Here is a 12,925-nt window from a genome sequence, read left to right on the forward strand (position 1 = left end):
GTCAACCAACTGACGGCCCCTCAACCTTTCACCTAACCTTAACTCAAACTTCTTTACTACTATTTTAATCTGATCTGGCTGCTACCCACGAAGGTGCTGTCAGAGAAGATATCGATCATGTACACTCCACCGACAAGTTTCTGCTCGGGTTTGTAAGTGAGTACTACACGCTTCTTGTTTCTTTTGTCCGAAATGCTGGCATAAGTACCGTTTATACTGGCCATCACTTCTGAATCACTGAATTCAAAATCCTCTTTCACAGTATAGGTAATGGTCTTTGAGTTGTTACTCGCCACTGCTTTACCATCGGGTGAGGTGATCTTGAACGAAAGCTTTTCGGTCATCTCCGTTGGCACATCAAAGCCCAACAGAATTTCCTTAGTTCTTTTAGAGTTCACCGTCAGTTTGTTTCTTTTCTTATGAGCCTCCACACCATAGTTCTCAGAGATCAGCTGTGACAATACTGTGTTTCTGGTCACCAAATCCTCATGGGTCTCCTCCATCATCGCGATGGTGTTTTTGAGGTTTCCATTCTCTTTTTGCAAAGCAACGAGTTGCTCATTTTGTCTGGCTATTTCCTCGTTCAGTTTGTTTCTGATGGCCTGCAAATCAGCCAATTGCTTTTTGTAATCAGCGATGGACGTCTCACCTTTTCTCGCCTGGTTTTTCAACTCGCTCTCCTTCTGCTGAAGCTGAGTCTCCAAACTCATGAGTCTTTTATCCAAATCAGCACTTTTCCCTTTGTATCCAACAATCTCGCTTTTCAACTTCTCTATCTCTTTCGAAAGCGCCAGCTTTTCAGAAAGCATCTTCTCGGTTTTTACTTTCTCTGAAGTCAGTTCATCTTCAGCCAGACTCTTTAAAGAGAAAAAATAAACTGCAACACTACATGCAAGGACGAACAAGAGGGTCACTATCACTGCAGTAACGCTCTCTTTAGATTTTGTAATCATGGGTTTAATATTTTTCTTGGTTTAGGAGAGAAAACGGCCCGGGGATTAAGCCCTCCTAAGTGGGAGATTAAAAAAGAATTAAAATCCGAGGTACTCAAAAGAAATGCTCACCCGTGTGCCCTCACCCATGCGCGAGTCCAGGGAAAAGGCACCATGGTGCAGCTCCACGATCTTTTTAGACAGGTTCAGACCTATCCCACTCCCTGAAAACCCCGAAGTGTTTTTCCCCCGGTAAAAAGGCTGACCAATCTCCGGAAGATCCTCGGGCGCTATGCCCACTCCTTGGTCCTCTACCTTAAGGCATAACCCTTCTGCGGCAAGCTCCACCAATACCCGCACATCCTTACCCTCGGAGTACTTACACGCATTCTCTATTAGGTTCTGCAATACACTTCTAATCAGCTGCTCATTGCCCATGATGGTAAAAAACTGCTCATCATCAATGTCAGAAGAAAAGTCGACAAGAATGTTGTTCTTAAAATGTCTGGAGACCTCACTGATGGCCTGCCATAGGATAGAATCAACCCTGATAGGCTCAAAGGTCTCTCTGAATGCATCCACCCGAGCCAGTAGCAGCAACTTACCTGCCAGTGCAGAGAGCTCCTGTATATCGTCCCGTACGGATTGTAACGTGCCCTTGTAATGCTCCGCATCCCTGTCCTTCAGTAGAGCCACATCCACTTGAGATAGCACACTGGTCATGGGTGTTCTCAACTCATGGGAAGCATTGGTGATGAAACTTTTCTGGCTTTCGAAAGCACTTTGGAGCCGATCGAGCATCCGGTTGAAGGTGATCCCCAGGGTAGCTATTTCATCTTTTCCGTTTCCTTCTGAGACTCTTTTTCCCAGGTTGCTGATACCGATCTGGTTGACCTCCTCCACCACTTCGGAGATCGGACGAAGTGCATTTCCGGCATACAACCGGGCCGCCATGGCGATGACAATGAGAGAAATAAAAAATACTGTAATCAGTATATTTCGGAGGTTGTCGAGCTTTCTGAAACCATACACATCCTGGCCAGCAGCCACCACCACAAATCGCTCATACTGATCAGTATAGAGCAGGCCCAAGACTTCCACGCTTCCCTGCCTCCAGCGGTATTCCCCCTCCAGGCGAATATCATTGAACCGCTCCTCATCCATGCGAATGGAATCCTGAGTGTCTGTGCTGAAAATCTCCACGTTGTTATAGTCATAAATAGTGATACGCTCCCCCGGCAGTTTGATGGGGTTAGCATCCTCTATTTTTCTAAGCAGTGAGGCATCTACTTCCTCTACTTCTATAAGCAACTTGGCAGCTGTGCTGGCTCTGGTGTGCAGGCGCTGATAAAACTCATCGTGTCGAAACTGAGCCGAAGAATAGTAGATGGAAAATGAAGCCAGTACCCACAGTACCCCAAAAATCAACACAAACCGGAGGACGAGTGCATCCTTGATGTTGATGGCCGGAGAGCGTAGTTTGATCTTAAGAAAGGTCATCCAGATAATAGCCCATACCCACACGGGTATGGATCAGTTTATTTTCAAATTGCTTGTCAATCTTCTTGCGCAAAATGTTCACATAGACATCCACCACGTTGGTTCCCGGATCAAAATCCAAATCCCATACTTTCTCTGTGATTTCCATTCTGGAAAGCACCTTACCTTTATTTCTCATCAAAAACTCCAGAAGGGCATATTCCTTTGCAGTGAGATCTATATTCACTCCTGCCCTATTGGCAGTCTTCCGCTCCATATCCAATAGTAGGTCCCCAATCTTTATTCGCTCTTTCCCTGTATAAGGTAGGTTACGCTTCAAAATGGCTCGTATCCTTGCCAGGAGTTCCCTGAAATCAAACGGCTTCACCATGTAATCATCCGCACCTGATTCCAGTCCCTCCACCTTATCATCGGTGGTTCCCAGGGCTGTAAGCATGATGATTTTCACTTCAGAATTTCGCACCCGGATTTCCCGACAGATTTCGAATCCATTCTTCCCGGGGAGAATCGCATCTACAAGCACCATGTCAAATGCCTTCTGGCCAAAAAGCCTAAGTCCAACATTTCCATCATAGGCAATGTCCGCAGCAAACCCCTGCTCTTCCAGACCCATTTTCAGGTGATTGGCTACCTTCACTTCATCTTCAATGATCAGTATTTGCATCATGTTGATGCTGAGAACGGAAATAGCACAGATTGGTTGATCCGGTTAATTAAATTCCTGAAGTGAGTACTCCTCGGTCAAAAGTGATAATCACTTACCTTTGGCCCGCATGAATCAGCAACTCGCTCACTTACTCCAGCTAGGACTGGCCATTTTTATCATGTCCAGCTCCGGCACTCTTGGCAGATATATTGAACTTCCCCCACCGGTTACCATCTGGCTGAGATGTATTATTGGCGCTGTTGCCCTCTTTATTGTGCTGAAAGTAGGGAAGTTTGACTTACGTATTGGCAATCGCAAGAATTTTTGGCTTCTTTTTGGCAGCTCCCTGCTTCTGGCTGGCCACTGGGTATCTTACTTCTATTCCCTGAAACTTTCCACCGTCGCAATAGGTATGCTTTCCTTGTTTACCTACCCTGTAATCACGGCATTTCTGGAGCCCGTCATGCTGAAAATTCCCTTTCAGAAAAGTAGTCTGGCTCTGGGGATACTGGCCTTTGTGGGTGTGGCATTATTAGCTCCTGAACTGAGTTTTGAAAATGAACACACATTGGGGATTGCTATTGGGGTTTTTTCTGCCCTTTGCTACTCTATACGAAACATCCTCATGAAGAAGCGTGTGGCTCAGCAATCAGGCATTACCCTGATGTTTTATCAGCTGCTCTTTATTTCGTTATTCCTCTGGCCAGTTCTATTTGGTTTTGAATTTGAGCCTGCACAACTCTCTACAGACTGGGAAGCATTGTTGATTCTGGGCCTATTCACGACGGCTACAGGTCACACACTTCTTGTCCTTAGTTTCAAACATTTCACGGTGAGTACTGTGAGTGTGATCAGCGCACTCACCCCGCTGTTAGGCATCCTACTAGGTTTTCTGGTACTTAATGAGATTCCTGCTGGCCGCACTTATATAGGTGGATCACTGATCTTTCTGACCGTGGTGACCGAAAGCCTGAAATCAATATTTCAAAAGCGAAACTGACTATTCCCTCACAGTACCTGTGAATACCTGTACATTCGGGTTCAAAGGGTTGCCTGATGAACGCCTGAATGACACTACCTGTCCCACATGCCATAATGCATCGGCAATGGGGCCATTGATCTGATTCCAAAAGGGAAAAATTGTTTGCGCTTCACCCCGCTGAAAAATAACCTGAAAGTCCTCCAACCTGGCTCCTTCACTTTTCAGGGTTTGGCTGGCTTCCGCAATATTTGCCAAGGTCTGGGCTCGCAGTTCTTCAAATGACAGATCCGTAACCTCTTGTGAGCTATGCGGGATCATTCGAGTGGAATTCACCAACACCAGTGTGAGACTGAAAATATGCTCCAAAGTTTCTCGCGTTGATCTGGCTTCATCACCAGGGCGAAAAGACAGGTCCTCAAACCGTAGACCTTCCGTAGCCCAATAGTACCTAAATCCCAAACCGTCAACCATTCGGGCCACTACCGTCTCTGCTGTAAATTCGGCCGGGTAATCAGGAATTTCTTCATATGAATTTGACGGAGTCTCCTGGGCGGAAACCATGATCGCAAAAGCGATTGATACGAGAAGGGTAAAAGTGTATTTCATAAGCTTTTATATAACAAACGATCCGGATTAGGCATCACCGGAGAAAATTTGATCAACAACAAAAAATTATACTATTGATTCTCCATTCAAGTCCGTGGTGAGGATTTCGCTCATATAGTCCAAAAAAGGCCTCATCGCTCTGAAGGCGCTATTTATGGTTTCAGGAAAATCAGGTGACAGCACTTCCTCATCGGTGAAATAATGCTCTATCACAAACTGCTTTTGCCGGATGAGCATAATGGCCGGATCGTCAATAGAAAAACCCTTGGGTGAGGTCTTGACGGCATCTCCCTTTAACTCTCCGAAATATTGCTTGAACTCCTTCTGATTAAGCACCTCCCATAGTGGCTCAGGCTCCTGGCTGATTTGCTTCCTGATATGCAGCAAATCCGAGGGGTTCGGGCCGAAAAAACCACCGGCTACAAAGGATCTTCCCGGGGCAATCTCATAATAGTACCCACCTCTTAGAAGTGCTGTAGCCCTGCGAAAGCTCCCGGCCCAATAATCCTTGAAAGGTGTCTTGTCTTTTGAAAAACGCACATCTCTGTATATCCGATAGACTCTGCCTCCGGCTAGTAAATCGTGCTCATTCATCAGCACTTCTACATCCTTTGCCAGGTTTTTCACTTCCTCATGGAAGACTTCATATTCGTGTTTATGCTCGGCAAACCACTCCCTGTTATTGTGGAGACTCAGCTCATTCAGAAACCGGAAGTTGGCATTAGATATGGGCATTCGCGTTTTTCGTTTTTACTCCCCGAAGATATCTAAAAATCAATCACTACCTAAAAAAGAAAGCCGGCTCAAATGCTTGAGCCGGCTTTCTACCATTGTATTAAAGAAGTATTATCTCTTAATCAGTTTCTGGATATCATTTAATCCATTACCATCACTCACTCTGACAAAATAGAGCCCTTTCTCCAGTGAACTTACGTCCACATCCAGCTTGGTCACACCTTCTAGTCCGTTCCATGCTTTTTTGAGAATCACTCTGCCCTGTACATCATGAATGACCATATGTACCTCAGCATCTTCATCCACATCCACCATCAGGGATATTCGGTCTACGGTGGGGTTAGGATACATATTGAATCCGTCAATGTCAATGCCATTGTCTGCTTCAACCACTCTTCGCTCCATATCCAGAGCGGTTATGGAATTACCAGCAGACTTGGCACCACCACTGATACCTGTTACCGTCACAGCGTCAATGTAAATCTGATCGTTGTTGCCACTGGCATCACACTGGAATCTTATCTGCGCATTACTTGGGAAAGCATAGTTGGAAGCATCTATGGTCACCGTAGCCACATAAAAAGTGTTATTGTCAAAGTTGGTTCCACGGGCATAGGTCGCCACCGTGCTCCATGAGCTGCCGTTGTAATACCTCACCCAGAAGTCTTCACCGTTTTCCATGCTATAGGCATAGAAATAAAACTCGACTGAAATCTGGTCATAAGCGCTTACGTTCATCGCACCAGATGTCATTGCTGATGCGGTACCAGAGTTGTCTCTCAGTCGGATGCTATAAGAACCTTCATAGGACCTGGTACCTGAGTATCTGGCTACATCGCTGCCGCCATCAGACCAACCATCCCATCCTGATTCGAAATAACTTGACAGCAGTACGTTGGAGCCTCCGCCACCAGAAGATAGTGTAGTAGCCGAAACCGTACTGGAAGCCGACATGTTACCAGCAGCATCTTTTGCTTTCACTGAAAGTGAATAAGTAGTCGCAGATGATAATCCTGTTACGGAGTAGGACGTACCTGTGGTACTGCCATCCAAACTACCATCTACAAATACATCGTAGCCAGTCACACCTACATTGTCCGATGAAGCACTCCAGCTCAAATCCACTGAGGTCTGAGTTTCATTAGATGCTGATAGGGATCCAGGTGCTGTTGGCGCCTGAGTATCAGGGGCAGGTCCTCCACCCTCTACACAATAGCTGGTATTCTCAGAACTTGAGAAATTTCCTCCTGATACAATCACAGTGCTATTGGCATCTGTCAATGAATAAGAACCGTTTCCGTACGAGCAGCAAATACCATCGCCGTAAGAATCATTGATGGTAAATGAATAGCTACCACTACCAAAGTCGAATACTTCAGTGACAGTCTGGCCGCTGGTACTATAACCGCTTCCTGAAGCCACAGTAGAACCATCTTTGCTAAGGGTCCAGCTTGTTTCAGATGGGTAGTTATCCAACGTAAGTGAAAGCGTTACTGGTCCAGTGCTGCAATTGCTGCCCGTGGTAGTTACCATCAGGTTAGCAGAGTAAGCGCCGCTTCCACTGGCACACTTAGATCTTACTTTGGTGGTATACGTAGTGCCGGGAGTGAGACCAGTAATGGTAGTAGAAGTACCGGATGTGCTGGTCACAGTCCCATCTACACTTACGTCGTACCCGGTAGCTCCGGAAACGCTGCTCCATGATAAGGTGAAGCTGTTGTCACCAATATTTGAAGACGATAATCCTGATGGAGCAGCTAATGTACAACCACCAGTAGAGGTCCCAAGTGTTTCTCTCGATCCTCCTGGCTCAAAAATGGCATCCATACGTGCTTTCTGTCCTGCAGAAAACATGTACATGCAGGCATCGTCTACATAGTCCATGTAGTTCATGAACATGTCGCTGGTATATCCACCATTGTTAGTACAAGACTTTGATGGATAGCTTGGACAACCGTAGTTGGCCCCACCTGCTGTAGGCGTATCCGTCACAAAATCATCTGCATTACAGTTACCATCACCCCAGATATGTCTCAGGTTGAGGTAGTGTCCCACCTCGTGGGTAGCTGTTCTTCCCAGATCAAAAGGAGAACTAAGGTAAAAGTTTTCGCCAGCACCCTGTCGGTCAATGCTTCCGAAATACTGTGGCGAAATGACCACTCCGTCTGTAGAACTTGGCCCTCCAGGAAACTGTGCGTAACCCAGGATACCTCCACCGATATTACATACCCAGATATTCAGGTATTCATCAGGGCTCACTACATCCACTCCGCCCTGAGCGGATGATTTCATAGCATCGTTAGTTCCCCAGGAAGTTTTCGAGCTTGACTTTCTGGTGATCTGTGCCAAAGAAAATTCTATTTCAATGTCAGATGCCAATGGTGCAAACTCTGAAGGAGTAAGACTCACATCAGCATTCATTTTTCTGAAATCCTCTGTAAGCACATCAATCTGAGACTGAATTTGGGCGTCAGAAATATTCTGCTGTGAGTTATTGTAAATAACATGCACGATAACCGGGATATTCAAAATTCCGGTGCGCTGGTTGGCTTTACCTCCCTTGGCCAGGAAGTTTCTGGTATGCTCCTCGACATTTTTACGAAGTTCGAGGGTCTTCGGATTGGCATTTTGCCTTTCAAAAACTTCATCTGAGGCACATAACCTCTGATTCTGGGCGTTTACTGTAAACGCCATAAGCAGGACTGTACCCACTGTAAGTAATAGTTTTCGCATAATGAATTAGGTTTTAAATGTGAAAAACTCACAGATTCTGACTCGCGAAAATCAGTCACTGTGTCAACTTACTATGCTGGTTGGGTGGGTGCCGAAAGAGATTCGTCTGTCACAGATTGGTCACGTTCAAGCGCGTCAAAGAAACAGAATTTCCTTTCACAATACCAAAACTATCTCCATGTTTATGCCCATTTTTATATTGCTTACAATATATCCTTACATTTTTAACAATAAGACATAAAATTTCCTTCTGAATATTGACAATTTTTGAAGAAGTGTAAATACTCCATTTAATCAGCAACCAACATGTGCATTTCAATCCCGCTTGACCAGATTGGTCAATAACAAAAAAAGCCCTTCACAAAACTGTGAAGGGCCAAACGAGGACTGGAATATTTAGATTCTACTAGTTTACGCGGTTGCCTTGAGCACTTTACTCTTTACTGAAGTGATCTTATTAATAGCGTCGACATAGGCTTTGACTGACGCTATGATGATGTCCTTATGAACACCAAATCCCATATAATGCTGATCCTGATATTTCACACGCAGGTGCACTTTGCCATCATCATTTCTATTACCCATAGACTGCACCAAAAATTCATCCATATCAAACACCTCTCCCAATATTTCATCCACCGCCCTGAAAGCGGCATCAATGGATCCCGTACCTGTGGCCGAGGCATGAATGATCTCTTTATTAACCTCCAACTCTACTGTGGCTGAAGGAAACACAGACTCCCCACAAATGATCTGAACATTTTTCAGCTTAATACCCCCCTCTGGCAGCGATCCTTCTATTAAAATAATCAGATCATCATCAGTCACGTCTTTTTTGGCATCAGCCATTTTCAAGAAGTCATCGTAGACCTCTTCCACCCGAGCCTCTTCCAGAGAATAGCCCAGTCTGTCCAAATGATATTTCAATGCGGCCTTGCCACTTCTGGCGGTGAGAATAATGGATGACTGTGGGATACCCACGTCTTCAGGATCCAAAATTTCATAATTTTCTCGATGCTTAATCACGCCATCCTGGTGAATACCGGAAGAATGCGCGAAAGCATTTCTGCCCACAATGGCCTTATTTGGCTGCACCGGCATTCTCATCATTTTGCTCACCAGCAGACTCAACGCATAGATGTGTTTGCTGTCAATGTTGGTGTGCAGATCCACATCCTTATGCGTTTTCAGGATCATAGCCACCTCTTCCAAAGAAGTGTTACCTGCTCTCTCTCCGATACCATTGATGGTGACTTCCACTTGTCGGGCGCCATTCAGTACACCTGCCATGGTATTGGCAGTAGCCAGCCCCAGGTCATTATGACAATGACATGAAATAATCGCATTGTCAATCCCCTTCACGTTTTCTTTCAAAAATTTGATTTTGGCACCATACTCCTCTGGCAGACAATAGCCCGTGGTGTCAGGAATATTCACCACTGTAGCCCCGGCTTTGATCACCGCTTCCACCATTCGGGCCAGGTACTCATTGTCAGTACGTCCGGCATCCTCGCAGTAGAACTCTACATCCTCCACGTACTTTTTGGCATATTTGGTAGCAGCTACAGCTCGCTCCAATATCTTCTCTCTGTCACTCTTAAATTTGTATTTGATATGGTAATCGGAAGAGCCTATACCTGTGTGTATTCTTTTACGCTTGGCGTATTTCAAGGCGTCAGCCGCAAAGTCTATATCTTTCTCTACAGAGCGTGTGAGTGCACAAATAATAGGATAAGAAACGGCCTTGGAAATCTCGATGACCGAGTTAAAATCCATGGGGCTGGAAATCGGAAAGCCCGCCTCTATGATATCCACACCCAGGATCTCCAACTCCTTCGCCACTTCAATTTTCTCGGGAGTGGACAACTGACAACCAGGGACCTGCTCGCCATCTCTCAGGGTAGTATCAAACACATATACTTTATCACTCATGATATCTTATTTAAAAAGGCCTCAAGATGCTTTGAGGAAAGGTTTCCTCCGCTGGCCGTGCATTCACACATTGATTTAACTCCCCGAAAGTATAGGGGAACTGGTGAAGCCAAAAATCAAATAAATTTTTAATTACGATTTCTATTATACCAATTCAGATCAAATCAGCCTAAATTGCATATAAAACGTATTTTTAATTACTATGCCTAAAGAGCGATCAGATCACTTGTTCACCCTTATCCGATCCATGCGCAAAAATGAAAAGCGCTACTTCAAAGTCCGCAACAAAGGTCAAAATCAGGACGATGCGAAATACCTGATGTTATTCGATGCCCTGGACAAAATGGAAGCATTTGATGAAGATCTTATCATTCGGCAAAATGAATGGATCAACCCACGCCAGTTCAGTAACCTGAAGGCGCATCTATACAAGAAAATCCTCCAAAGCCTGAAAGAATACACTGCCTCCTCCAACGAGGACATTAACATTCGTGAGCAGATCGACTATATCCAGATTCTCTTTGACAGAAGCCTGTACCAGCAAAGCATGCAGCTCCTACAGAAAGCCAAGAAAGTAATCAAGAAAAGTGATAACCTGGAGCTCCAGCTGGAGGTCCTCAAGTGGGAGAAAAATCTGCTCCCCTACTCGATAGGCAAAGGCAATCAAAAACGCGTAAGTCAGGTGGTTGCCGAATCCAATGACATTAATGAAAAAATAACCAGGGTCAACCAGCTCACCAACCTCTCTGTGGAACTAAGCGCGATCTATCTGAAAACAGGATACATCAGAAACAAAGAGGACCATGACAGGATCAGCAACATCTTCTCCTCCCAAATTCCAGAATGGAATCAGTCGGAGTTTTCCTTTCGAGAACGGCTCCTCTGGTATGACATTCAACTGAGCTACTACAGTTTTATTCAGGATTTTGATGAGGTTTTTGAGTATGCCAAAAAATGGGTCAGCCTGTTTGATTACCCGCCCACCTCTGCCTATTATTTTGAAATGTACTTAAAAGGGCTCAACCACCTGCTGAATGCACAGGCGAGGCTACAGAAGCATGAAGAATTTCAGGAAACTCACCGAAGACTCAGGGAGCTTGCCAACCACCGTTTAGTAAAACTGAATGAAAATCTACAAATAAGGCTCTTTAAGTACAGCTACGCTCACCAGTTCAACGGCTACTTCATGGTAGGTGATTTTCAGCGTGGGGTCAATCTCCTCCAACGGATAGAAAAGAGGCTGGAAGGGTATATCGGTATGCTGGACAAACACTCCGAGCTGGTGCTTTTCTACAAAATTGCCTGTCTTTATTTTGGAAACGCCAATTACCGGAAGGCCCTCAAATGGCTGAACCGGATCATCAATTCAGAGGATGAAGACATTCGTCAGGACGTGCACTCTTTTGCCAGAATCGTCAACCTCATCACCCACTATGAGCTGGGAAACCGCGACGTGATCGATTACTACATTCGATCTACTTATCGCTTTCTACTCAAAAAACACGATCTGCATTCATTTCAGCAGTATATCCTGGCTTTCCTGAAAAGCCTGAGCAGAGAGACCACCCAAAAGGAACTGATCCAGGGGTTTGTTGAGCTCAGAAATCAGCTGCTTAATTTGGCTCAAAGCAAATACGACAAGCGGGCGTTCGTCTATTTCGACATCATCTCCTGGCTGGAAAGCAAAATTGAAAATCGCCCTGTAGGAGAAATCATCAAAGAGAAAGCTATGGGTCAGATCAGCTAAGCGGTATCAGTCCTTTATTCTGCTAAATTTCAGCGCTTTCAGCATAAAATCTGGCAGAGGCTTCAAAGGATCACGCTTTTCTACATTCAGGAATACACCCATTTTTTCGATGATCGGAATTTTATACACCTCGATCATTTCTATCAGCACGCCATCTGGATCATCTATGTAGGTACAGTGCACACGGGTGGTTCCACCCATATCCAGGGTATCCCGGGTATCGCAGGTAAACCCAAAGCCCTTTGTGGCCAGCTCTTCACCCAGCGCCTTCATACCACGAACATCCAACCCAACATGAACAAAGCCAATATCTCCCCAGATTCGGCCCTTATAAATTTTCCTGGGCTGATAGTCCTGGGCCTGAATCAATTCGATGTAAGTATCAGCAGACACTTTGGCAAAACCTCCGCCGGGAGGATTGGATTGTGTTAGCCGGATTCTTCGGAAAGATTTCTCGCCCCCGGGAAGTGACTTGAAATCATCGAAAACACGAGTTTCATCATAGACCACCTGATCATAACCCAATACATCGGCATACAACTTCAGTGAATTGTCAATGTTTGAAACACCAATCACACAGCCATTTGGCCCACCGGTGATGTGATGCCCCTTCGTGTAGAAGTTGCGCCCAGGAAGAATCTGGAATAACAAACCATTGGGATCTTCTGCATAAAAAGTCCTCCCTCCATCGGGCATGTCCACGATACCCGAGCGCAGGATGGCTCCGTGTTTCTCAAAATGAGCATAGGCAGCCTCCACATCCAGTGCTTTTACCTGATTGATATAGATCCCAATATCACCTAGCTGAGTTTCGAAATCCGGCGGACGTGGGGTAAATGAAGTAGGATTGACCACTTCCATAGCACATCCACCCTGAAGGTTCAAAATCATGGTAGCTCGCTTGGTAATGGTTTCGTTTTTTGTGTACACATCCATCAATGGAGCTGGAGCTACTCCATCAAAAATAGGAATGTCCATTCCTATGAATTTCCGATACCATTTTTGTGAAACCTCAGAGTCGGAAACACCTACTCCGATGTGCTGGATGCCATTGATGCGCTTGTACATATCGATTTAATAATTCAGGTGGCTAAAATAACAGAATTTGTTGG

General features: G+C 45.2%; 10 protein-coding genes. 2 read left to right on the forward strand and 8 right to left on the reverse strand.

Annotated elements, in window-relative coordinates:
• Positions 1 to 59: 59 nt before the first annotated feature.
• The 3 genes from ACHKAR_RS15520 to ACHKAR_RS15530 form a co-directional block, all read right to left on the reverse strand.
• A complete protein-coding gene (locus ACHKAR_RS15520) occupies positions 60 to 953 on the reverse strand; it encodes a hypothetical protein (RefSeq protein WP_395418283.1) in 894 nt (297 codons plus the stop codon).
• Between the two features lie 78 nt (positions 954 to 1,031).
• On the reverse strand, positions 1,032 to 2,432 hold the full coding sequence (locus ACHKAR_RS15525) for a sensor histidine kinase (protein WP_395418284.1): 1,401 nt from the start codon (positions 2,430 to 2,432) through the stop codon (positions 1,032 to 1,034).
• Complete coding sequence (locus ACHKAR_RS15530) at positions 2,419 to 3,099, reverse strand: response regulator transcription factor (RefSeq protein ID WP_395418285.1); 681 nt, start codon at positions 3,097 to 3,099, stop codon at positions 2,419 to 2,421. Before ACHKAR_RS15530 ends, ACHKAR_RS15525 begins: the two co-directional genes overlap by 14 nt.
• 106 nt (positions 3,100 to 3,205) lie before the next feature.
• Between ACHKAR_RS15530 and ACHKAR_RS15535 the strand changes: the two genes are divergently transcribed.
• The gene (locus tag ACHKAR_RS15535) at positions 3,206 to 4,078 is read left to right on the forward strand and encodes a DMT family transporter (RefSeq protein ID WP_395418287.1); all 873 of its coding nucleotides are present in this window, start codon (positions 3,206 to 3,208) and stop codon (positions 4,076 to 4,078) included.
• On the opposite strand, the gene ACHKAR_RS15540 is transcribed toward ACHKAR_RS15535, so the two are convergent.
• The 4 genes from ACHKAR_RS15540 to ACHKAR_RS15555 form a co-directional block, all read right to left on the reverse strand.
• Positions 4,079 to 4,666 (reverse strand): hypothetical protein, encoded by a 588-nt coding sequence (locus tag ACHKAR_RS15540; protein WP_395418289.1) that lies wholly within the window; start codon positions 4,664 to 4,666, stop codon positions 4,079 to 4,081.
• Positions 4,667 to 4,732: 66 nt separating this feature from the next.
• Entirely contained in the window at positions 4,733 to 5,401 is a 669-nt protein-coding gene (locus tag ACHKAR_RS15545) for a DUF2461 domain-containing protein (protein ID WP_395418291.1), read from the reverse strand.
• A 111-nt stretch (positions 5,402 to 5,512) separates the two neighbouring features.
• Positions 5,513 to 8,134, reverse strand: coding sequence for a fibronectin type III domain-containing protein (locus ACHKAR_RS15550; RefSeq protein ID WP_395418292.1), 2,622 nt, complete (start codon positions 8,132 to 8,134; stop codon positions 5,513 to 5,515).
• A 411-nt stretch (positions 8,135 to 8,545) separates the two neighbouring features.
• A complete protein-coding gene (locus tag ACHKAR_RS15555) occupies positions 8,546 to 10,066 on the reverse strand; it encodes a 2-isopropylmalate synthase (protein WP_395418294.1) in 1,521 nt (506 codons plus the stop codon).
• Positions 10,067 to 10,268: 202 nt separating this feature from the next.
• Here ACHKAR_RS15555 and ACHKAR_RS15560 point away from each other — a divergent pair, with 202 nt between their 5' ends.
• Complete coding sequence (locus ACHKAR_RS15560) at positions 10,269 to 11,813, forward strand: hypothetical protein (protein ID WP_159583344.1); 1,545 nt, start codon at positions 10,269 to 10,271, stop codon at positions 11,811 to 11,813.
• 6 nt (positions 11,814 to 11,819) lie between these two features.
• Here ACHKAR_RS15560 and ACHKAR_RS15565 read toward each other — a convergent pair whose 3' ends face one another.
• Complete coding sequence (locus ACHKAR_RS15565) at positions 11,820 to 12,881, reverse strand: VOC family protein (protein WP_395418296.1); 1,062 nt, start codon at positions 12,879 to 12,881, stop codon at positions 11,820 to 11,822.
• Between the last annotated feature and the right edge of the window lie 44 nt (positions 12,882 to 12,925).

This window comes from Marinoscillum luteum, from assembly GCF_044005705.1.
Taxonomy (GTDB): Bacteria; Bacteroidota; Bacteroidia; order Cytophagales; family Cyclobacteriaceae; genus Marinoscillum; species Marinoscillum luteum.